Annotated in this window: 22 protein-coding genes; 7 read left to right on the top strand and 15 right to left on the bottom strand. The window is 60.9% G+C overall.

Translation table 11 applies throughout. The annotated features are described in order from the left end of the window. Positions 1–104: 104 nt before the first annotated feature. A complete protein-coding gene (locus B7Y43_RS09235) occupies positions 105–638 on the top strand; it encodes an NADPH-dependent FMN reductase (protein WP_374131351.1) in 534 nt (177 codons plus the stop codon). Positions 639–848: 210 nt separating this feature from the next. Here B7Y43_RS09235 and B7Y43_RS09230 read toward each other — a convergent pair whose 3' ends face one another. Beyond that, entirely contained in the window at positions 849–1,859 is a 1,011-nt protein-coding gene (locus B7Y43_RS09230) for a helix-turn-helix domain-containing protein (RefSeq protein ID WP_374131350.1), read from the bottom strand. Between the two features lie 99 nt (positions 1,860–1,958). Beyond that, positions 1,959–2,849, bottom strand: coding sequence for a LysR family transcriptional regulator (locus tag B7Y43_RS09225; RefSeq protein ID WP_374131349.1), 891 nt, complete (start codon positions 2,847–2,849; stop codon positions 1,959–1,961). A gap of 87 nt (positions 2,850–2,936) precedes the next feature. Here B7Y43_RS09225 and B7Y43_RS09220 point away from each other — a divergent pair, with 87 nt between their 5' ends. The 6 genes from B7Y43_RS09220 to B7Y43_RS09195 are packed head-to-tail and all read left to right on the top strand — an operon-like array spanning position 2,937 to position 9,821. Then, a complete protein-coding gene (locus B7Y43_RS09220) occupies positions 2,937–4,082 on the top strand; it encodes an isovaleryl-CoA dehydrogenase (protein WP_374131389.1) in 1,146 nt (381 codons plus the stop codon). Further along, a complete protein-coding gene (locus B7Y43_RS09215) occupies positions 4,079–5,689 on the top strand; it encodes a carboxyl transferase domain-containing protein (protein ID WP_374131348.1) in 1,611 nt (536 codons plus the stop codon). Before B7Y43_RS09220 ends, B7Y43_RS09215 begins: the two co-directional genes overlap by 4 nt. Positions 5,690–5,691: 2 nt before the next feature. Beyond that, positions 5,692–7,572, top strand: coding sequence for a biotin carboxylase N-terminal domain-containing protein (locus B7Y43_RS09210; RefSeq protein ID WP_374131347.1), 1,881 nt, complete (start codon positions 5,692–5,694; stop codon positions 7,570–7,572). Next, positions 7,572–8,021 carry a MaoC family dehydratase gene (locus tag B7Y43_RS09205; RefSeq protein WP_374131346.1) on the top strand — a complete coding sequence of 150 codons (450 nt, stop codon included), beginning with the start codon at positions 7,572–7,574 and terminating at the stop codon, positions 8,019–8,021. Before B7Y43_RS09210 ends, B7Y43_RS09205 begins: the two co-directional genes overlap by 1 nt. Further along, on the top strand, positions 8,018–8,887 hold the full coding sequence (locus tag B7Y43_RS09200) for a CoA ester lyase (RefSeq protein ID WP_374131345.1): 870 nt from the start codon (positions 8,018–8,020) through the stop codon (positions 8,885–8,887). Before B7Y43_RS09205 ends, B7Y43_RS09200 begins: the two co-directional genes overlap by 4 nt. A 25-nt stretch (positions 8,888–8,912) precedes the next feature. Further along, complete coding sequence (locus B7Y43_RS09195) at positions 8,913–9,821, top strand: LysR family transcriptional regulator (RefSeq protein ID WP_374131344.1); 909 nt, start codon at positions 8,913–8,915, stop codon at positions 9,819–9,821. Here the strand turns inward: B7Y43_RS09195 and B7Y43_RS09190 are convergent. The 13 genes from B7Y43_RS09190 to B7Y43_RS09130 all read right to left on the bottom strand — a co-directional run bounded on the left by B7Y43_RS09190 (position 9,797) and on the right by B7Y43_RS09130 (position 22,141). Then, positions 9,797–10,030 carry a DUF2274 domain-containing protein gene (locus tag B7Y43_RS09190; protein WP_374131343.1) on the bottom strand — a complete coding sequence of 78 codons (234 nt, stop codon included), beginning with the start codon at positions 10,028–10,030 and terminating at the stop codon, positions 9,797–9,799. The genes B7Y43_RS09195 and B7Y43_RS09190 overlap by 25 nt on opposite strands. Beyond that, positions 10,027–11,250 (bottom strand): TrbI/VirB10 family protein, encoded by a 1,224-nt coding sequence (locus B7Y43_RS09185; RefSeq protein WP_374131342.1) that lies wholly within the window; start codon positions 11,248–11,250, stop codon positions 10,027–10,029. The genes B7Y43_RS09190 and B7Y43_RS09185 overlap by 4 nt, the downstream gene beginning before the upstream one ends. Then, positions 11,247–12,287: a P-type conjugative transfer protein TrbG gene (gene trbG / locus B7Y43_RS09180; RefSeq protein ID WP_374131341.1), complete on the bottom strand. Its 1,041-nt coding sequence runs from the start codon at positions 12,285–12,287 to the stop codon at positions 11,247–11,249. Before trbG ends, B7Y43_RS09185 begins: the two co-directional genes overlap by 4 nt. Next, on the bottom strand, positions 12,284–12,967 hold the full coding sequence (gene trbF, locus B7Y43_RS09175; protein ID WP_374131340.1) for a conjugal transfer protein TrbF: 684 nt from the start codon (positions 12,965–12,967) through the stop codon (positions 12,284–12,286). Before trbF ends, trbG begins: the two co-directional genes overlap by 4 nt. A 5-nt stretch (positions 12,968–12,972) precedes the next feature. Beyond that, entirely contained in the window at positions 12,973–14,292 is a 1,320-nt protein-coding gene (gene trbL / locus B7Y43_RS09170) for a P-type conjugative transfer protein TrbL (RefSeq protein ID WP_374131339.1), read from the bottom strand. A 1-nt stretch (position 14,293) separates the two neighbouring features. Further along, complete coding sequence (gene trbK-alt / locus B7Y43_RS09165; protein WP_374131338.1) at positions 14,294–14,677, bottom strand: putative entry exclusion protein TrbK-alt; 384 nt, start codon at positions 14,675–14,677, stop codon at positions 14,294–14,296. Between the two features lie 13 nt (positions 14,678–14,690). Then, the gene (gene trbJ / locus B7Y43_RS09160; RefSeq protein WP_374131337.1) at positions 14,691–15,449 is read right to left on the bottom strand and encodes a conjugal transfer protein TrbJ; all 759 of its coding nucleotides are present in this window, start codon (positions 15,447–15,449) and stop codon (positions 14,691–14,693) included. 5 nt (positions 15,450–15,454) lie between these two features. Further along, positions 15,455–17,911 carry a conjugal transfer protein TrbE gene (gene trbE, locus B7Y43_RS09155; protein WP_374131336.1) on the bottom strand — a complete coding sequence of 819 codons (2,457 nt, stop codon included), beginning with the start codon at positions 17,909–17,911 and terminating at the stop codon, positions 15,455–15,457. A gap of 12 nt (positions 17,912–17,923) precedes the next feature. After that, complete coding sequence (locus B7Y43_RS09150) at positions 17,924–18,205, bottom strand: VirB3 family type IV secretion system protein (protein WP_374131335.1); 282 nt, start codon at positions 18,203–18,205, stop codon at positions 17,924–17,926. Next, positions 18,205–18,537, bottom strand: a complete 333-nt coding sequence (locus B7Y43_RS09145) for a TrbC/VirB2 family protein (RefSeq protein ID WP_374131334.1) — start codon at positions 18,535–18,537, stop codon at positions 18,205–18,207. Before B7Y43_RS09145 ends, B7Y43_RS09150 begins: the two co-directional genes overlap by 1 nt. Further along, complete coding sequence (gene trbB, locus B7Y43_RS09140; RefSeq protein ID WP_374131333.1) at positions 18,534–19,529, bottom strand: P-type conjugative transfer ATPase TrbB; 996 nt, start codon at positions 19,527–19,529, stop codon at positions 18,534–18,536. Before trbB ends, B7Y43_RS09145 begins: the two co-directional genes overlap by 4 nt. Before the next feature lie 140 nt (positions 19,530–19,669). Beyond that, positions 19,670–20,047, bottom strand: a complete 378-nt coding sequence (locus B7Y43_RS09135) for a CopG family transcriptional regulator (RefSeq protein ID WP_374131388.1) — start codon at positions 20,045–20,047, stop codon at positions 19,670–19,672. Between the two features lie 42 nt (positions 20,048–20,089). Next, entirely contained in the window at positions 20,090–22,141 is a 2,052-nt protein-coding gene (locus B7Y43_RS09130; protein WP_374131332.1) for a conjugal transfer protein TraG, read from the bottom strand. Positions 22,142–22,313 lie beyond the last annotated feature (172 nt).

Here is a 22,313-nt window from a genome sequence, read left to right as displayed (position 1 = left end):
AGAACACCGGCCGCCGGCCACATCCGGCGGCCCACCAGCCTCATTCCGACGCGATTGAGCCGATACCGTTTTAAATGGAGAGATTAATGGTCGAGAGGCGGAAAATGGTGGTGGGAATCGGCGGGACCCTCCGCCCGAATTCGTCCACCGAAAAGGCGGTACGCGCGGTTCTTGAGGCGGCATCTGTCAACGGCGCGGAAGTCCGGATGTTTGCCGGCTTGGACATAGACTTTCCCATGTACTCGCCGTCGTCGGGCGCACAGCCCGCGGGTGCTGCGAGCATGATCGATGCCATCCGCAGCGCGCATGCCGTGGTAATTGGATCGCCTGGTTATCACGGCGGCATCTCCGGCCTTGTCAAAAATGCTCTCGACTACACCGAGGAGATGGCGGGAGATCCCAGTCCGTATTTCTCGAACAAGGCGGTGGGTTGCATTGCTACAGGTGCGGGATGGCAGGGCGCAAACAGCACGTTGCATGCCTTGAGAAGCGTCGTTCACGCGCTGCGGGGCTGGCCGACGCCCCTCGGCATTGCGTTGAATTCGAAGGAGGCGCTCTTCGATGCAAACGGACTGGCGATACATGGCGAGGTCGATGCACAACTCAAGGTGATGGCAGCTCAGTTGCTGGAGCAATGACCGGGCGATGGCTTCACATTACAATTGCGCAGTAAATCGGATGGCGCGATGTCCTTCCCGTTCGCCACGCCGAAGTTAAGGAAATTTGGCGTTCCGGGCTTCGCTATTTTCGTGAACGAGCCATCCAAGGTGCGATGGGTATCGGCCATTTTTACTCCCACCGAATTTACTCCCGCCCGAAGAGGCCCGCACGTAGAACTATCTAGGGGTTTACGCAGGTGTGCTCGCCGCACCCTGTGCCTTTGCGATCGCTCGAAAGTCACGAGGCGTCATGCCAAACTCACGCCGGAACGCCTTGCTGAACGTGCCGGAATCGGCAAAACCCCATCGGAATGCGATGTCGGTAATCGACGCACGGCTATGAAACGAAGAAGACAATTCATGTTTGCAACGGTCAAGACGATGCTTAACGATATAGGTAGCTACGGAAGTATCAAGCCCTTTAAAAAGGCGATGAAGATGTCGTATTGAAATGCCGTGACTTACCGCAATCCTTGAGATCGAAAGGTCAAAGTCCTCAAGATTGTGGTCAATATAGCGCCGTATCTTTCGAAGTAATTCTGATGTGCAAGATCCATCTGCAGCACAATTCCCAGAATCCAAAGTTGCTGCCAAGAAATTTATTGTTGAGTCGAGCACGGTCTGCGCCTGGTCACACGGCAATTCGCCAAATTGCTGATCCAACGACAGCAAATGATCCGCAAATAGTCGATTGAGACCTGTAGCGGCAGACAAAGGTTTACCGACAAAATCGCCAGCTTGCGGAAAAACCCGATGCAATCTGTCATGCGTAACTACCAGGGTCACTTGATGGAGATTTTCTCCCGTAATGAAGGTCATGGGCCGAGCGCTGTCCCACAAAACGAAATTTCCGGGTCGTAAATCGATCTCCCGTCCGTCAATAATCAAACATTCTGAACCGTTGACAATGTAAATAATATTGTAAAGTGCCTCGACATCCTGCGCGATCTCTACGCAGCTTCTGGTTCCTTTCACTCTCGATTGTGGAGCAGTCAAACTGGCCATCCGAAAATCGCCGAACCGACCTTCTCGAATAAATGCGGGAAATATATCGTGAGGTTCGCGCCGGATTGACCAGTGCAAGTGCGCTTCGTTTACGAAGTCGCACCAACGATCGAACTGCCTCTCTGCAGGCAATCGTTGCGTAGACCAAATTGACGAATCTTTCCAGTCGCTTACAATAGCCTTTGGCTCTATCATCACATCCTACTCCACCCGAACCGATTGCCGATTTCGCTTTTTGATTATAACTAACATCAAATCGTCGTCTTGATCAATCCCCTCTTGGCGAATTGGTGGTTAGCCGCAAGACACGAGATTAGCCAGCTTCAGCGTGGTACGCAGGATTTCAAGACAAGGACTCTTGGGCTCATGCTGCTCTGTAAAATGGCGGGCGTGGATGAGACCAATGTCACGCTTGAGATCAAATCCTGCCAGCCGAGGACGCAAAACGCCATGTGCTGTGAAACCGTCGGGCATCACGGTAACGCCCATGCCCGCCGCCACCAATGCCAGCGCGCGCTCATCGCTGGTCGTCCGGGCAGCAAAAAACGGCCGCACGCCGCGACTGGTGAAGTGTCGACTGGTTTCCCCCAGAACCTCGCACTGCCTACGAACGATCATCACATTGTCAGCCAGCGATTCTGCTGCGATCACCGGCACTGCAGCAAGCGGATGTTCGCTTGAAAGGGCGAGGGAATATCCTTCGCGGAGCAAAACTTCGCTTTCAAATCGGCCATTCTCTTCCCGAACGATAGTGAGTGCCGCATCAATCCGACCACGACCCAAGCGTTCCAGCAGGTCGCGTTCGCGCCCCTCGACCAACTCTATGCGCTCGTCACGCGTGTCTTTCGATACAGCTCGCGCAAAGGTTGCAATCCAGGATGCGGGAATAGTCGCAAGCACCCCGAGGCGGAGTGTGCGCCGCGCGGGCGCTTCCAACATCGACCGCTCGAACAGGTTGAAATCGCTTTCGATCCTGCGGGCGTGCACTGCGAGATGCGCGCCTGCTTCGGTCAACTCCACGCGGCGATTGGTACGGTGGAATAGCGACCTGTCGAGCAGGCGTTCGAGCTTGGCAATGCCGACCGAGAGCGTTGGCTGCGACACATTGCACTGAGCCGCCGCCTTGGAGAAGTTGCCATGGTCGATCACAGCAAGAAAATAGCGGAGCAAATAGCGGTCTATCATAGATACGGTCTATGCCATGCTTTCGCACCTTTCAATTTTTCTCTCGCGCCAAATCCTCCTATTGAGCACGAAAGACAGGAGGGGATAGTGGCGGACTTTGATTTTGCGCTCGGGGAAATGGCTGAGGCCATTCGCGAGACCGCACAGAGATTTGCCGCAGACAGGATTGCGCCTCTCGCTGCGCGAATCGATGCCGAGGACTGGTTCCCGCGCGAACTCTGGCCGGAAATGGGCGCGCTCGGCCTGCATGGGATCACCGTCGAGGAAGAGGATGGCGGTCTGGGGCTGGGCTATCTCGAACATGTCGTGGCGCAGGAGGAAGTCGCGCGCGCCTCCGGCTCGATCGGCCTCAGCTACGGCGCGCATTCGAACCTGTGCGTCAATCAGCTGCGCCGCTGGGGCAATTCCGAGCAGAAGCGCCGCTATCTCCCCAAGCTGATCTCGGGCGAGCATATCGGCAGTCTCGCCATGTCGGAAGCGGGTGCTGGGTCCGACGTCGTCTCGATGAAGCTGAAGGCGGAAAAGAAGGGGGATCGCTACGTCCTGAACGGCACAAAATTCTGGATCACCAACGCCCCCTATGCCGACACGCTCATTGTCTATGCCAAGACCGGCGAGGGATCGAAGGGCATTACGACCTTCATCATAGAAAAGGACATCCCCAGATTTTCCATCGGCCAGAAGATCGACAAGATGGGCATGCGCGGGTCGCCGACTGCCGAACTCGTGTTCGACGACTGCGAAGTGCCCGAAGAAAATGTGATGGGTCCGCTGAACGGTGGTGTCGGCATCCTCATGTCGGGCCTCGACTATGAGCGCACCGTACTCGCGGGGATCCAGTTGGGCATCATGCAGGCCTGCCTGGATGTCGTCCTGCCCTATCTTCGCGAACGTAAGCAGTTCGGCAAACCGATCGGCGCCTTCCAGCTGATGCAGGCGAAGGTGGCCGACATGTATGTCGCGCTCAATTCCGCGCGTGCCTATGTCTATGCGGTGGCGCGCGCATGCGATTCAGGGAAGACCACCCGCTTCGACGCGGCCGGCGCGATCCTGCTCGCCAGCGAAAACGCGATGAAGGTGTCACTCGAAGCGGTGCAGGCGTTGGGCGGTGCGGGCTATACCAAGGACTGGCCGGTCGAGCGGTTCATGCGCGACGCCAAACTGCTGGATATCGGCGCCGGCACCAACGAGATCAGGCGCATGCTTATCGGACGGGAACTGCTGGGCATATGACTGTTCTCAAGACTCTCGCCAATGTCGGCTCGCCTGATTTTGCCGCCAATGCTGCGCACAACCGCGCGCTCGTCGCCGACTTGCGGGCAAAGGTCGCGACCGCCGCGCTGGGCGGCTCGGATGCGGCTCGTGAACGGCATGTTGCCCGCGGCAAGCTGCTGCCGCGCGATCGTGTCCATCGTCTGCTCGATCCGGGGTCACCGTTTCTCGAGATCAGCGCGCTGGCGGCGAACGGGATGTATGGCAACAGCCATGCGCCCGATGGAGCGCCAGGCGCCGGCGCGATCGGCGGGATCGGACGGGTTTCCGGCCGCGAGTGCATGATCGTCGCCAACGATCCCACGGTGAAGGGCGGTGCCTACTTTCCGATGACGGTGAAGAAGCATCTGCGCGCGCAGGAGATCGCCAGAGAGAACCGCCTGCCCTGCATCTATCTGGTCGACAGCGGCGGCGCGAACCTGCCGCATCAGGCGGAGGTCTTCCCCGATCGCGAGCATTTCGGGCGCATCTTCTACAATCAGGCACAGATGTCGTCTGAAGGCATTCCCCAGATCGCCTGCGTCATGGGCAGTTGCACTGCTGGCGGCGCCTATGTCCCGGCCATGTCCGACGAAAGCGTCATCGTGCGCAATCAAGGAACGATCTTCCTGGCGGGCCCTCCCCTCGTGAAGGCCGCGACCGGCGAGGTTATAACCGCCGAAGAGCTGGGCGGAGCAGAGACGCACGGGCGCAAATCGGGCGTTGTCGATCATGTAGCCGAGAATGACGAACATGCGCTGCTGATCGTTCGGGACATCGCAGCGAGCTTCAATTGCGTGAAGACGGTCGATATCGACGTTGCCGATCCGCTGCCGCCAAAATATGATCCACAAGAGTTGTATGGCGTCGTTCCGACCGACGTGCGCGCGCCCTATGACGTGCGCGAAGTCATCGCACGGATCGTGGACGGCAGCGAATTTCACGAGTTCAAGGCGCTCTACGGCACGACGCTCGTCTGCGGCTTCGCCCGCATCTGGGGCATGCCGGTGGCTATCCTCGCCAATAATGGCGTACTCTTCAGCGAAAGCGCTCAGAAGGGCGCGCACTTCATCGAACTCGCCTGCCAGCGGCGCATTCCCCTGCTCTTCCTCCAGAATATTTCCGGCTTCATGGTCGGCGGCAAATATGAAGCCGAAGGCATCGCCAAGCATGGCGCCAAGCTTGTCACCGCCGTCGCGACCGCGAGCGTACCGAAGATCACGGTGTTGATTGGCGGCAGCTTCGGCGCCGGCAATTACGGCATGTGCGGACGCGCCTATCAGCCGCGATTCCTGTTCACCTGGCCCAATGCCCGCATCAGCGTCATGGGCGGCGAGCAGGCAGCCTCGGTGCTAGCCACCGTCCACCGCGACGCGGACAAATGGACACCACAGGAAGCCGAAGCCTTCAAAGCGCCGATCCGTCAGAAATATGAGGACGAGGGCAACCCTTACTACGCCACCGCGCGGCTTTGGGACGACGGGATCATCGACCCGGCCCAGACCCGCGACGTCCTGGGCCTTGCCTTCGCCGCGACGCTCAACGCCCCGATCCCGGAGCGCGCGCGCTTCGGCCTGTTCAGGATGTGATGATGATCGAGTCCCTCCTCATCGCCAACCGGGGCGAGATCGCCCGCCGGATCATCCGAACCGCCAGACGCCTGGGCGTGCGCACGATTGCGGTCCACAGCGACGTGGACGCAAATATGCCTTTCGTACGCGAGGCCGACGAGGCCGTATGCATCGGACCGGCTGCTGCTCGCGAGAGCTATCTCGTCCCGGAGAAAATTCTCGCCGCAGCGAAACAGACCGGTGCGGCAGCTATCCATCCAGGCTATGGTTTTCTTTCAGAAAATGCTGAATTCGCCGAGGCCGTGCAGGCAGCTGGGCTGGTTTGGGTCGGCGCACCGCCCGCAGCCATCCGCGCCATGGGTCTGAAGGATGCCGCCAAGGCGCTGATGATCGCGGCGGGCGTGCCGGTGACGCCCGGATATATGGGGGAGGATCAGGACGCCGATCATCTGCACGCGCAAGCACGGGAAATTGGCTATCCCGTGTTGATCAAGGCGGTGGCGGGCGGCGGCGGCAAGGGCATGCGGCGGGTCGATGGCGACGCAGCCTTCATCGATGCCCTTGCTTCGTGCCAACGCGAGGCAGCGGCGGCATTCGGCAATGATCAGGTGCTGATAGAGAAATATGTCCTCGGCCCCCGTCATATCGAGGTTCAGATTTTTGGCGATAGCCAAGGCAATGTGGTCCATCTGTTCGAACGCGACTGCTCGCTGCAGCGCCGCCACCAAAAAGTCATCGAGGAAGCCCCCGCCCCGGGCATGGATCTGGCCACGCGCGCCGCGATCTGTGATGCTGCGGTGAAAGCGGCGAAAGCCGTCGATTATGTCGGCGCCGGGACCATCGAATTCATTGCCGACGCCAGCGAAGGCCTGCGCGCCGACCGGATCTGGTTCATGGAGATGAACACGCGGCTCCAGGTCGAGCATCCCGTGACAGAAACGATCACGGGTCTGGATCTCGTCGAGTGGCAGCTGCGGGTCGCCAGCGGAGAGCCCTTGCCCCTTCGTCAGGACCAGCTGACCATCGAGGGCTGGGCGATGGAAGCGCGGCTTTATGCCGAAAATCCCGTGACGGGCTTCTTGCCTTCAACCGGGCCGCTCGACCGCCTGCGTTTTCCATCCGGCGTTCGCATTGATAGCGGCGTCGAGGAAGGTGGTGAGGTCACACCGCATTATGACCCGATGATCGCCAAGCTGATCGTTCACGGGCCGACGCGCGAAGCGGCGGCCGCAAAGCTCGCGGCGGTATGCAATACGCTGCAGGTCTGGCCGGTCAAGACCAACGCCGCCTTCCTCGCGCGCGCCGCCGCCGATCCAGCCTTCGTCGCGGGGGATATCGATACCGGCTTTATCGAACGGCATCTCGAGCGGCTCGTCCCCGGCGGTCACCCATCAAACGAGGTGCTGCAAGGCGCCGCGGCGGCTCTGCTGCCGGCTGGCTCCAGCGACCCATGGACCGCGCTTCCCGGCTTCCGGTCCGCAAGCGAGCCGGATCGCCGCGTTGCCGTGGACATTGCCGGGCATGTGCATCTGGTAGCGCTGACCGGCGCGCCGGCATCAGGCGTCGTCGAATCCGTGAAGGGGGAGACACTGCTGTTCCTGAGCGGCGAAGTCTGGCCCTTTGGCCTGCCAGTGGCGGACCATGTCGCGGGCGGGAGCGGTCAATCCGACGGCGCCATTCTTGCCCCCATGCCGGGCCGGATTGTTTCGGTCGACGTGACCGCGGGCGAGGCTGTGGTCGCAGGGCAGCGCTTGCTGGTGCTCGAAGCGATGAAAATGGAACAGGCTCTGCTCGCCCCGTTTGACGGCACCGTCGCGGAATTGTCCGCCGTGGCTGGCGGTCAGGTGGCCGAAGGTACGGTGCTGGCGCGGATCGAAAAGGAAGCGGAGAAGGCAAGCTGATGGCGGGACTCTATTATGACCAGTGGCAGGTCGGCGATCGGCTTGACCATGAGATCCGGCGAACGGTGACGGAGACTGACAATCTGCTGTTTTCGACGATGACGCACAATCCCCAGCCGCTGCACATCGACGCCGACTATGCGGCAAAGAGCGAGTTCGGACAAATCCTCGTCAATGGCACTTTCACCTTCGCGCTGATGGTTGGGCTGTCCGTCGGCGACACCACGCTCGGAACGCTGATCGCAAACCTCGGCTATGACAAGCTCGTGATGCCGAAACCTGTCTTTCTCGGCGACACGCTTCGTGCCCGAACCGAGGTCGTGGAACTGAAGGATTCCAAGCGTCCCGGCGCAGGCATCGTCACATTTCGGCACGAACTGCTCAACCAGCGCGACGAAATCGTATGTCAATGCCTGCGCACCGCTTTGCTGCATCGGAGCCCCGCGTGAGATTGCGCTCGCTCCTCTTCGTTCCCGGCGACCGGCCTGATCGCATGGCCAAAGCCCTGTCGCTAGAGGCCGATGCGCTGATCCTAGATCTCGAAGACGCGGTGACGCCCGCCCGCAAAGATGAGGCCCGCACCGCCATCGCGGAAGTACTTGCCGCCCCGCGCGATCACGGCGTGACCTTGCTGGTGCGGATCAATCAATTGGACAGCCCGTTTATCGCTGCTGATTTGGCGCTGGTGATGCGCGCGCGGCCCGATGCGCTGGTACTGCCCAAAGCGGAAGGGGAGGCAAGCATCGCAGTGCTCGATGCGTTGGCAGGCGATCTGCCGCCGATCCTGCCGATTGCCACAGAAACCGCCAAGTCAGTGTTCGCGCTGGGCAGTTATGCTCAGGTCCACAGCCGCTTGTGTGGCCTGACTTGGGGCGCAGAGGATCTGCCTGCGGCTATTGGAGCGACAACGAGCCGCGATGAAGCCAACAAGCTGCTCCCGCCCTATGAAATGATCCGGAGTCTTACACTGTTCGCGGCTCATGCTGCGGATGTCCCGGCAATCGAGACGGTTTATCCCAAGATCTCCGATAATGCGGGACTTGCAATTTATGCGGCTGAAGCTGCGCGTGACGGTTTTACGGGTATGATGGCAATCCATCCCTCGCAGGTGCCGGTCATCAACACCGCATTCACCCCAACGCCCACGCAGATCGAGCATGCACATAAGATCCTTGCCGCGTTTGCCGCACAGCCGACAGCCGGCGCCCTCCAACTGGACGGTAAAATGATCGACGCGCCACACCTCAAACAGGCGCAATCCCTGCTTGCACGTCTCGACCGAAGGCCGGCCCGAGCTAATGATGCAGGCGCATGAGTTGAGCATTTAGGAGTAGTTCGCGTTGCCGATCGAAGTCCGACAATTGCGCTTTGCCGTTGCTACCGCCGACACAATGAGCTTCTCGCGTGCGGCGACTGCACTCAATGTCAAGCAATCAACCCTCAGCAAACGCATCGCTACTTTGGAAGTGCAACTCGGCGTAAAGCTATTCGAGCGTTCAACGCGCGGAGCCATTCCTCTGGAATCGGGTAAGACATTCTTGGAAATCGCCCGCCGCATTTTGACCGAGATCGACAATCTCAAAACGACCGCAAGAGCTGTCGAATATGGCGAGAATGGCAAAATCGTGATCGGGTTTTCGACTTCTTTGTCTGCCGGTAACCTGAAAATGGCGCTCGGCGATTTTCTCGATCGGTTCCCTGACGTTCAACTCGACGGTGTAGAGACAAACGCTGAGCGAATGCTGGGCGGTCTCCAGACGCGGATCATCGATGTCGCTATCCATGCTGGCGACCTCACCGATGTTGGTGTCTCGAAGCGCGCCCTATGGTCTGAACGATTGATGCTGGCCTTGCCCGAAGCCCACACACTCATCGATGCCGAAACCATCCACTGGACCGACTTGCGGCGCGAAGTGTTCGTACTCCCCAGCCAATGCGGCGGGCCGGTCATTGCTAATCTACTCTCGAACAGGCTTGCCGCACATGGATACAAAGCCGGCATCTTGCTGCAGGAAACTGCTCAGGAAAATATCCTGGGCATGGTCACCCTGGGAAAATTCATATCGATCGTTGGCGAAAGTGCGCTTGGTATAACTCGCCCCGGTCTCGTATTCCGCGAAATCAACGAACCCAACGGTCTCGCCCGCCTTGATTATTCTGCATTTTGGCGAGCAGACAATGAAAACCCGTCGCTCAAACGCTTCTTCAAGCTGATTGACGAACGCTATCCCGCGGGTGGCGGCAGCTGAACTCCACGCCTGGCTTTCAGAAACGCACGGTCAGTGGCCATGAACCTCGCAATCATCGGCGCGATCAACTTATCGGGTGAGATAGCACCCTGCCCCGCGCCAAGCACCGCCGCATAAGCAACGAGATGGCGGTGGATGACGGCGGGAAGCTCGATGGTAAGCCTGACCGGTTTGTCCTCCGCAAGATCAGTAAGTTTGAGCTTGGTCACCGCCTGTCTCCAATCGGGGCCAGGATCAGATCCTTGGTCACAATCACCAGCACAGGAAAGCCAGGCCGGATGGTGAGTGTCGGCGTTACATTGAGTTGCCTGCGCACGATCTGCTGGCCGGATTGATTGATGGTATCCTGCGTTCCAGTGCGCAGCGCACGGGTGAGCGCATCGTCGCTGCCCGAACCCAGCTCGGCACCGACACCCAATACCGTCGAAATCATCGCTGCCTTCGCCAGACTGCCCCAATGATAATTGACGCCATCCTGAAGCCCGGCAAAGCCTGCTCCGTCGGCACCGGGCTGGCGGTCGAGCAGGATCGATCGGCCGTCGGGCAGAATTAGCCGGTTCCAAGCGAGCAACACGCGGTTCTGGCCGAACGATATTTCGGAAGCATATTCGCCGATCAGCCGCGCACCTTGCGGGATGAGCAAGATATGCCCGGTCGGGCTATCAAAGACATTCTGAGTCACCTGGGCGGTAATCTGCCCCGGAATATCCGAGCGAATACCAGTGATGAGCGCGGCGGAGATGATGCTGCCCGCTTGTACGACATTGGGATCGACGGGTGCAGACAGCCGGTCACTGGAAGTGGTGCGCCGATCAGCAGAAGCGGCAAGAAAGGCACGCTTGCCAGATTGGCCGCTTGTCGTCCCGTCGCTATCAGCTGCGGCCGCCGCACCAGATGTCGCAGCTGGGCCAGCTGATGCCGGCGACAGATCAGGTGACGGCGCAGCGCTCGCACCACTGGTCCCGCCGAGGAACAATCGGCTGATCCGCGCCGCATCCCGCTCCTGCGCCGCAAGCTGGCGCGCGGCATCGGCTGCGCTCGGCTGCCCACTGGCTGCACCGCCCACCGGCGGCAGCGGGACGATCTCGCCCTTTTGCTGCGCGCTCAGGATAGGGCCGCCCAGATCGCCGGGAAGCGGCGGGCCGAGTTTGGGAATTTGGCTATAATCCTTGGGTGCCCCTGCCAGACTATCGGCGGTGGCACGGCTTTGCACATTCAACAGCTCTTTTGGCGGGCCGCTGTTCGTTGTGTGAAGCGCATAGGCGAATGCCCCGCCAACCAAAGTCAGCACGACGCCACTGCCAATAGTTACGGCCTTGCGCGAGAGTTGCATCACGCGCGGCGGATCGAGGCGCAATTTGACGGGTGCGGCCTGTGGGGTTGGTTCTGACCGCTCAGAGCTACCCAGTGCTGCTGGTGCCTCGCTCATCGCCGCACCTTTGCGCCCGAGCGAATGATCCGTACTTTTTGCACCGAATGCTTGTCGCCAAGCCGCAGTTCAGCGGCGGCAAAGAGTCGGTCAACAATCAGATGATGGCCCGAGACGCGGTAGTTGACGAGTTCGCCAGCACCTCCCGCGCCGATCACGAAGAATGGCGGCATTTCGCCCTGGGCGATGGTGTCGGGGAACTCGATAAAGACCTGGCGGCCATCATCAAAGGCGCGCAGAGGTCGCCACGGCGGATTATCGCCATCGATCCGGTAGCTGAAGTTCAGCGCAGCGACGTCAATGCCGGTTGCAACCGGCGTGCTACTTACCGCTGCCGCATTGGAGCCGCGCAGCGCGATCAGCTGGTCTTGCGGATAGATCCAGGACACCGATGCCATATAGGTGGAAGGGCTCCCGCGCATTTCGAGATGGTAGGTGCGCCTGTCAGTGTTGATGACGAGGTTGGTGACAAGATCGGCGCGCGTTGGCTTGACGAGAATATGCACACGGGCATTGGCACCGCTGCCACTGGTCGTGTCGCCAATGATCCAGCGCACGGTATCGCCTGCCGCCACCGGTCCCGCACCCACCAATTGCTCGCCATCCTGAAGCGCAATGTCGGTCACTTGGCCGGGCGCCGCGTAAACCTGATAGAGAGCGCCGTCAGCATAGGCATATTGCTGGATCGCGTTGATAAACCCGCCCCGTTCTGGCTCGACACGCGCGGCCTCATTTGCCGCTCCCACTCTGGCGCGGGGGCTGGCCAGGTGGGAGCGGCCCGCAGCGCGCGCGGGGGAGCGGGGGGAGACGCGCCGCGAAACAGGTTTGAGTTGTCCGGGAAGCGGCAGCGGAACCGGGATCGTCACGACCTCGACCGGCTTTGGCGCTTCAGGCAAGCTTTGCGCCTGCACGGCATTTTCCAGATTGACGCGTGGGGGTCTTTTGGCAAAGGCGGTGCTACCGCTCATTACGGTTGATATAATCAATAGGCTTCGCAGTGTATTACGACGAAAAGCTCGACTGTTTGATAATGTCATGATCCAAGTTCCTTTGACCAGTTGATGGCGTTGATGAACAGACCGAGCGGATTTTTGCGCAGCGCATCAGGTGTTCGGGGTGTCTGGACGGCGATGGTCAGGATCGCCGACCAGCGTGTGGTTTCGGCCAGGCTGCCATCCTGATAATGGCGCTCGGTCCAGGCCACGCGGAAGCTGTCCGCAGACGCACGGATGACACTCGCGACATCGACCGCGACCTGTTCCTTACCGATTTTGGCAAATGGATCATTGGCACGGGCATAGTCGCTGAGCGCCAGCGCACCTTTGTCGGTGGTGAAGTCATAAGCCCGCAGCCAATTCTCGCGCACGATGATCGGGTCAGCCGGAATGCTGCGCACCTGCTCGATGAAGCGGGCAAGGTGGAAGGCGATCTGCGGATCGGTCGGATTAAAGCCTGCATCGGCAGGTGCGACGGCCTGGGCCTCGCCGAACTTGTCGACCTGCACCACCCAGGGCACAATCGTACCGCGCGCGCCTTGCCAGATGAGGCCGGCAGTCAGACCGCTCGACAGTGCGAGCGTGCCAAAGAAGGCGAGCCGCCAATTTCGGGCCTGCACCCGCGCCGAACCAATGCGGTCATCCCAGGCCTGGGCCGCGCGTTGATAGGGCGTTTCGGGTTCAGGCGTGCGCCCGTAACGGATGGATGATCGGCTAAACATGGGGGCTATTCCTTTTCGGTAACATCGACGGACGAACCAGCGCCGCCACCGTCGCCGGAGCGCAGAGTGTGGGCAGCGATGGTCGCGCCGTGGGAAATGGTCTGGCGGTTTTTCATGGCTTTGGCCCAGGCGGGCTGCGCCCCGCCGGATTTTGCTTCAGGTTCGGAAGGCTCAGGCGCGCCGCCTGTTATCGTGCCGCCAGTTGCCGTGACCGCGCCGCGTGCGCCGTCCCTGAAGCTCGACTTCACGGCGGAAGCGGCTTTGCGTAAGGGCGAAGTCGCCGCGCCCGCTGCGGCCTGTCCAACCGCACCGATGCCCGATGCCACACCAGACGCTCCGCTCTTTCCGGCTGAGCCAAGGCTATACGCCATCGCCCCGCCGCCTGCGGCTTTGGCACCGCCTTGGGCGATGCCAGACGCGGCACTGGTCGCAGCGCCTGCGGCAAGGCGAGCGCCGGCGATGCCGCCTGCCGCGAGACCTCCAGCGGCCAGCGCTGTTCCGGCCGCAGCACCTGCGCCCAATTGCGGTCCACCGGAGACAATGCCGTTCGCGATGCCGGGTCCGAAAATACCAAGGCCAAGCATAGCGAGCGCGGCGAGCACGATCGTCATCGCGTCTTCGATGGTGGGTTCCGCACTGCCGATCGCGGCGGTAAATTCAGCAAACAGCGTCGAGCCAATGCCGATGATGACGGCGAGCACCAGCACCTTGATGCCGGATGATACGACATTGCCGAGCACCCGCTCTGCCATGAACGCGGTTTTGCCGAACAGGCCGAACGGGATCAGCACGAACCCGCAGAGCGTCGTTAGCTTGAACTCGATCAGCGTGATGAACAGCTGGATCGCCAGCACGAAGAAGGCGAGCAGGACCACAACCCATGCAAACAGCAGAACGACGATCTGGATGAAATTCTCGAAGAAACTGACGTAACCCATCAACCCCGCGATAGAGTCGAGGATCGGCCGTCCCGCGTCCAATCCGACCTGGGCGACGCGGCCCGGTTGGAGCAGTTCGGCGGTGGTAAAACCAGTGCCGCTGGCCTTGAGGCCAAGCCCTGCAAAGCTCTCGAAAATGATCCGGGCGAGACCATTCCAGTTACCGATGATATAGGCGAAGGCACCGACGAACAGAGTCTTCTTGATGAGCCGCGCGATAATGTCATCGCCTTCACCCATGCTCCAGAAGAGCGCTGCCAGCGTCACATCGATCACGATGAGCGTGGTCGCGATGAAGGCAACCTCGCCTTGCAGCAGGCCAAAGCCGCTATCGATATAGCGGGTGAAGACCTCCAGGAAGCGGTCGATGACGCCGGTGCCGCCCATGTCAGCGGATCCCGTCCGGCTGTGGTGCTACAGAGGATGTGGCGGCCGCATCGGTGTTGCCTGCGCTGACACCTGAGTCATTGCCAAACGGGACCGCCTCCAGACCATTCGCCGCCTGTGGATCGTCCGGCAGATTCGACATGAAGAACCGGCTACGGTTCTCCGCCCATGCGCGCAGGCACGCCGCATCATTCGCGCCCGCCGCACCAATGGATTGGCAGCGGCGCAGTTCAGCGGGCAGCGGGTCGACACCTTCCTCGTCCAGCGTGACGATCTCGGTCTCGGGTGATGGTGCTGGCGCATCCCGCATCTGCAGCGCCGTCATCGTGATGACGACACCGACAAAGGCGGCTGCGCCGATGCGCGCGATGGTTTTGCTTTCCACTGGAACCCGCCTCCTAGTTGCGGAACATCGAGGCGTTGCCGGGTTTGTAACCCGTGCCCGGCGTCAGGAAGCGGCGGAGCTGCTCGCGGCCCTGTTCCTGCGCCGCTGCGCGCTGCGCCGCGTCCAAAGACTGCGCCCGCCCGATCGAGGCCATCATCGCGGTCAAGTCGGAGAGCTGCTGCGATTGAAGGGCGAGGAGCTGATTACCGGCCTGGGCCGCCTGAAGCGCGCCGGTCGCCGATTGACTGGCTGTCACCAGCTCGTTCATCGACGTGCGCGCGCCTTCGATATTGCCGACGACACCGGCTTGCACCTTCAGCGCATCTTCAAACGCACCGACGCTGGTTTTCCAGCGATCTTCTGCGCCTGCCACAAGTGCCTTTTGCGGGGCGGTCAGGTCGATATTCTTGTATTGGGCTGCAAACTGGGTCTGGATCTGCTGCACGTCATAGGCCATCCGCTGGGCCTGGGCCAAAAGCTGCTGGGTCTGGCGGATCTGCGCTTGCAGCGGCGCCAGCACGGTCAGCGGCAAGGTCGTCAGATTCTTGGCCTGATTTATCAGCGATGTCGCTTCGTTCTGGAGCGATTTGATCTGATTGTTGATCTGCTCGAGTGTCCGCGCGGCGGTCAGGATGTTCTGCGAATAGTTGCTGGGGTCGTAGACGATCCCGCCGAACTGGGCATAGGCGGGTGCCGGAACCAGCACGGTTGCGGTCATCGACAGCACGGCGGCACCGGCTGCAAGCGCATCACGGAAACGGGAAAACTTCATGGCAGTTACTCCTTAGGTTGGCCCATTTGGGCTGGGGGAATAGGATGGGGGGACGGCAACATATCAGCCGCCCACGCGGCACCTCGGTGCCGCAGCCATGCGTCGGCGAAGCCGGCGGCACCGTGTGTGGCGACAAGTTCAGCAATGCGAAGCTGGTCGGTTTTGGAAGACGTCGCGGTAAACGCGAGCGCGACATCGCCGAGGCCGAGTTCGAACAGCCGGTTGCCATCAGCGCACTGGCAATAATAATCGCGCTTGGGGGTCGCGCGGGCCAGAATCTCGATCTGGCGGTCATTCAGCCCAAAGCGGCGGTAGATCGCCAGTATCTGCGGTTCGATGGCGCGCTCATTGGGCAGGAATATCCGCGTCGGGCAGCTTTCGATAATGGCTGGTGCGATGCTGCTGATCTCGATGTCCGCTAGGCTCTGGGTCGCAAAGATGACGCTGGCGTTCTTCTTGCGCAGCGTTTTGAGCCATTCGCGCAGCTGGGCCGCGAACGCCGGACTGTCGAGCACCAGCCAGCCTTCGTCGATGATGATCAGTGTCGGCGATCCGTCGAGCCGCCCTTCGATCCGGTGGAACAGATAGGAGAGAACAGCAGGAGCGGCACCCGATCCGGTGAGGCCTTCGGTCTCGAACGCCTGAATGCGGGCTTCCCCGAGCCGCTCGGATTCCGCATCGAGCAACTGGCCATATGGCCCGCCGACACAGTACGGCGCGATCGCTTGCTTGAGCTCATGGGCCTGCAACAATACGGCCAGCCCAGTGAGTGTGCGTTCCTGCACCGGGGCGCTGGCAAGCGATGACAATGCCGACCAGAGATGATCTTTGACCTGCGGATCGACCGTAACGCCTTCACCCGTCAGGATCGCTGCCAGCCATTCCGCAGCCCAGTTGCGCTCCGCTGGCTCGTCAATCCGCGCCAAAGGTTGCAGAAATACCGATCCCGCAGCGCCGTCATACAAGCTCGTGCCAAGATCCTGCCAGTCGCCGCCCATCGCGATGGCGGCGGCGCGGATCGAGCCGCCGAAGTCGAAGGCAAAGACCTGCGCATCGGCGTAACGGCGAAACTGCATCGCCATCAGCGCGAGTAATACCGATTTACCCGCCCCCGTCGGCCCGACGATCAGCGTGTGACCGACATCGCCGACATGAAGCGAAAAGCGGAACGGGGTAGATCCTTCTGTCTTGGCATAGAAAAGCGGTGCCGCGCCAAAATGCGCATCTCCTTCCGGCCCAGCCCAAAGCGCGGACAAGGGGATCATATGGGCAAGATTGAGCGTCGAGATCGGCGGCTGACGGACATTGGCGTAAACATGGCCAGGCAAGCTCCCGAGCCATGCCTCGATCGCGTTCATGCCCTCGCCGATCACGGTGAAGTCGCGGCCCTGGATCACCTTCTCAACGAGCCGCAACTTCTCCGCTGCAATATTGGGATCGACGTCCCACACCGTTACCGTCGCCGTCACATAGGCCTGGCCAACATTGTCGGAACCAAGCTCCTGGAGCGCCATGTCCGCATCGGCGGCCTTGTTCGACGCATCGCTGTCGAGCATCACCGATGCTTCGTTGGTCATCACTTCTTTGAGGATGCCTGCAACCGACTTGCGCTTGGCAAACCATTGCCGCCGGATTTTGCTGAGCAACTTGGTTGCGTCGCTCTTGTCGAGCATGATCGCGCGGGTTGACCAGCGGTACGGGAAAGCCAGCCGGTTCATCTCGTCGAGCAGGCCCGGATGGGTCTGGCTCGGGAAACCGATGACCGTGAGCGTGCGCAAATGTTGATTACCAAGCCGAGGTTCAAGCCCGCCGGTCAGTGGTTCATCGGCAAGCAGGGCATCCAGGTGCATCGGGGTTTCGGGAACGCGGACGCGCTGGATCTTGGTCGAGATGGTGCTGTGCAGATATGTCAGCGTTTCGCTGTCATCCAGCCAGGCAACCTCGGGGACAAAGCCTTCCACCAGCTGCAGCACGCGGTCGCTGCGGTCGATGAAGCTCGCGACCTGCGCTCCTGCATCAACGCCGGTTTGCGCGCGGCCCTCGTAGAGCCAGTTCTCCGCGCGCGCCGCATCTTCGGCGGGCGGAATCCAGAGCAGGGTCAGAAAATAGGCGCTTTCAAAATGCGCGCCTTCCTCGGCAAATTGTTCGGCGCGTTCCAGATCGACCAATGCCGACGCTGCATCGGGGAAATTGCTTGCGGGGTAATCCTGCGCGGGTCGGCGCACCGCTTCGACAAAGATCGCCCAGCCTGATCCCAGGCGGCGCAGCGCGTTATTGAGCCGCGAGGTCGTGGCGACCAGTTCGGCGGGCGTTGCAGAATCCAGATCAGGTCCGCGAAAACGCGCGGTTCGCTGGAACGAGCCATCCTTGTTCAGGATCACGCCTTCGCCGATCAGCGCTGCCCAGGGCAGGAAGTCGGCCAAGCCTGCGGTGCGGTTGCGGTATTCGCGTAAGGAAAACATGGGGCTAGCCTCTCAAACGCGCATGAAGCTGGGGAAGCGGAGATGCCGCCTGGCGACATCGACGAACTGCGGATCGCGCTTGGCGGCCCAAACCGCGAGAACATGGCCGATGCCCCAGATCACCAGACCTACGAGCCACAGCCGCAATCCCAGCCCGACCGCGCCGGCCAGCGTGCCATTGGCGATGGCGAGGCCGCGCGGCGCACCGCCGAGCAATATCTGCTCGGTCAGCGCGCGGTGAACGGGCACATAATAGCCCGCGATGGCAGTAGCTGGATCATGGGCGGCGCTCATCAGATGAGCGCCCCGCCGCCGAACGAGAAGAAGGACAGGAAGAAGGAGCTAGCGGCAAAGGCGATCGACAGACCAAAGACGATCTGGATCATCCGCTTGCCGCCACCACTCGTGTCGCCGAACGCCAGGGTCAGGCCGGTCACGATGATGATGATCACCGCCATGATCTTGGCGACCGGGCCTTGAATGGATTCAAGAATCGCTTGCAGCGGCGCTTCCCACGGCATGGAGGAACCTGCGGCATAGGCAGGGGACGCCAGCGTCAGCGCAACGATGCCTGACAGGCAGAGCGTGCCGATATGACGGCGTGCACGGGTAAGTTGGTGGATCATGCAAGGTCTCCAGTTGAGGGGGATGAATTGTCAGAAATGATCGGCGTGATCTGGTAATCGCCGCTGATCCCGAGCCCTTCGACGCGGGCGAGTTCGGCCAGGCGGCGGCCGTTGCCGTCGCGCACCAGCACGGCGATGATGTTGATGGTCTCGGCGATCAGCGCACGCGGCACGGTGACGACCGCTTCCTGAATGAGCTGCTCCATCCGCCGCAGCGTGCCGATCGCAGAGCCCGCATGGATCGTGCCGACGCCGCCCGGATGCCCGGTGCCCCAGGCTTTCAACAGATCGAGCGCTTCGGCGCCCCGAACCTCGCCGATCGGAATGCGGTCGGGACGCAAACGGAGTGCCGAGCGGACAAGATCGGACAGCGTCGCAACGCCGTCTTTGGTGCGCAGCGCCACCAGATTGGGCGAGGTGCATTGCAGCTCGCGCGTATCTTCGATCAGCACAACACGGTCGCTGGTTTTGGCGATCTCGGCCAAGAGCGCATTGGTCAACGTGGTCTTGCCGGTCGACGTGCCGCCTGCGACCAGAATGTTCTGGCGGGTGGCAACAGCCGTGCGCAATATGTCGGCCTGGCCCTCCGACATGATCCCCGCGCGGACATAATCAGCCAGCGTGAACACCGCGACGGCGGGCTTGCGGATCGCAAAGCTCGGGGCCGCAACGACGGGCGGGATCAGCCCCTCAAACCGCTCTCCTGTTTCCGGCAATTCTGCGGACACGCGCGGAGACGCGGAATGGATCTCGGTGCCGACATGATGGGCAACGAGCCGGATGATGCGCTCGCCGTCGGCGGCGGACATCATGTCGCCGGTATCGGCCAAGCCTTCTCCCAGCCGGTCGATCCAAAGCCGTCCGTCTGGATTGAGCATCACCTCGATGATCGCGGGGTCTTCCAGCCAGGTAGCAATCGCCGGCCCAAGGGCCGTGCGCAGCATCCGCGCACCGCGCGATGCTGCTTCGGACCTGATAGGGACAACGCTCATATTCAGCCTCATGTTTGGCTCGGCCAAATGAGGCCTGCGCAACGAGGCTGAGTAAGAGACGCAGGAAATTGCGAACTGCAACAGCTATTTGTGTTCGGCGTAGTGTAGCGCAGAAAGACAGGGAAACGGCGGTTTTGTGCCTAGCCCGTTTGCGCCGGAACGTCCTCCGACAGCTCTTGATAGACCTTCGGCCCCTTGGCGAGTCTGCGCCCCAAAGCCGCAACGAACCCATCATAGCGGTCCCCGCCGAGTTTCTGGCGCGCGGCGCGCTCGCCCTCCGAAAGGGTGGGCGTGTTCGACAGCCAGAATCGGATGAACAAGGCCATCATCTCGACATTGATGCCAACGTCCCGCTCGACCCGGGACAAGCGGCGGTCAACCGCGTCCATGCGCTTAGCCTGCACCGCCTCGCGGCGTTCGTCATCGTCAGGCGACAGAAATGAGGCAAGCGCGGCTTCGACAATAAGCGAACGTGACTGTCCGCGCCGCGCGGCATAGGCCGCGAGCGCGGCCATCATCTTGGGCTCAAGATAGACCGACTGGCATTGCTTTCTCACGGCCTAGAATCCGATGTCCATGTCGCGCTGACGCGCGACGTCGCGTAAATTGCGCAGCAGGAGATTGGCCTTCTCGCTGTCAGGATCGAGCACAGGCGCATCGGGTTCAAACTCGTTTCCGCGTATTGGCTCGGGCGCAATATCCATATGCCGGTCGAGCTCGGGTTCACGCCGCACACCCGAATTATCATCCTCATCCCCGCCATCTTCCTCTTCGTCCCCAACATCTCCTTCTGGCAGTGGCGCAGGTGGCGATGGCGGTGCTGTCTCCGGCTTTGCGGCTTCGTCAGGCTTTTTCTTGTCGGCGCGTATGATGATCGGCAGCGGTAACGGCAGGTTGCTCCAGTCATCTGGGCTCGGTTCCTGGCAGGACGCATCCGTTTTTGGAACTGGCAGCAAACGTTCGTTCAGCCTCGCATCCTCGTAATAGCGCGCCTTCTTTGCCCGGACCGGATGAATCCCTGCCGCCATGACGATCTCATCGCTTGGCGGCAATTGCATGATTTCACCCGGTGTCAGCAGCGGGCGTGCGGTTTCCGAACGCGACACCATCAAATGTCCGAGCCAGGGCGACAAGCGGTGGCCGGCATAGTTCTTCATCGCGCGCATCTCGGTGGCTGTTCCCAGTGCATCGGACACACGTTTGGCGGTGCGCTCGTCATTGGTGGCAAAGCTCACCCGAACATGGCAGTTGTCGAGAATCGCATTGTTGGGGCCGTAGGCTTTCTCGATTTGATTGAGCGACTGCGCGATCAGAAAGGCTTTGATCCCGTAACCGGCCATAAAGGCGAGCGTGGTCTCGAAAAAGTCGAGCCGTCCAAGCGCTGGAAACTCATCGAGCATGAACAGCATCCGGTGACGGCTGTCCTTCGCGTCCAGATCTTCGGTCAACCGCCGCCCGATCTGGTTGAGGATCAAACGGATCAGCGGCTTGGTGCGGCTGATGTCAGAAGGCGGAACGACCAGATACAGTGTTGCCGGAGCCGCACCTTCAACCAGATCGGCAATCCGCCAATCGCAGCGCCTTGTGACGGCCGCCACAACCGGATCTCGGTAGAGCCCAAGATAGGACATGGCGGTCGAAAGCACGCCCGATCGTTCATTGTCAGATTTATTGAGAAGTTCGCGCGCAGCCGACGCCACGACCGGATGCGGCCCGGCGTCGCCCAGATGGCGCGTTGTCATCATAACAACCAAGACAGTTTCGATGGGCCGCTTGGGATCAGACAGGAAGGCGCCAACGCCCGCCAATGTCTTGTCGACTTCGGCGTAAAGCACATGGAGGATCGCACCGACCAGCAGGCTATGGCTCGTCTTCTCCCAGTGCGACCGGCGTTCGAGCGAACCTTCGGGATCAACGAGGATGTCGGCGACATTCTGGACGTCGCGCACTTCCCATTGCCCCCGGCGCACTTCGAGCAAGGGATTATACGCTGCCGATTCCATATTGGTGGGATCGAACAGCAGCACCCGGCCAAAGCTGCCCCGAAACCCCGCCGTCACATTCCAGTTTTCGCCCTTCACGTCATGGACAATCGCCGATCCCGCCCAGGTCAGAAGCGAAGGCACCACGAGCCCCACACCCTTGCCCGAGCGAGTCGGGGCAAAACACAGCACATGTTCAGGGCCATCATGGCGCAGATATTGGTTGCCGAGCTTGCCAAGCACCACGCCGTCGTCACCGAGCAATCCCGCTGCGCGCACTTCGCCCCGGTGTGCCCAACGCGCCGAGCCATAGGTTTCAGCCTTTCTGGCTTCCCGCCCGCGCCAGACCGACATTGCGACGGCAACCACAATCGAAATGAAACTGCCGGAGGCAGCGATATAGGCACCTTTTTGGAAGATGTGCGGGGCATAAGCGTCGAAGCTGAACCACCACCAAAAGAAGGATGGCGGCGAATAGACCCGGTGGCCAAGCGCGGTGAACCATGGTGTGCCAAGCTCTGCCTGATACCCAAGCGATGCCGCCGTCCACTGGGTTGCACTCCAGATGCTCAGGAGCACAATCAGAAATACCGCTAATACCTGCCCCCATAGAATTTTGCTTGCAGTCACGGCCGTCGCCTCCTGACAAAAGGCCAATGTCAGGCTTGTAATCGCGGGAATTCAAGGGACAAACGACGGGATCGTAGCATGGCGCAGAAAGACAGGTGGTAGGGTAGAGAGCGCGAATTGATTGCGTTCGATGGCTGCGGACCGACTGCTTCGCGCCTCATATTGGTCATCT

The sequence above is a fragment of the Sphingomonas sp. 28-62-20 genome (assembly GCF_002281505.1).
Note: the sequence above shows the minus strand (reverse complement) of the source record. Positions and strands in the feature narration are given on the sequence as shown.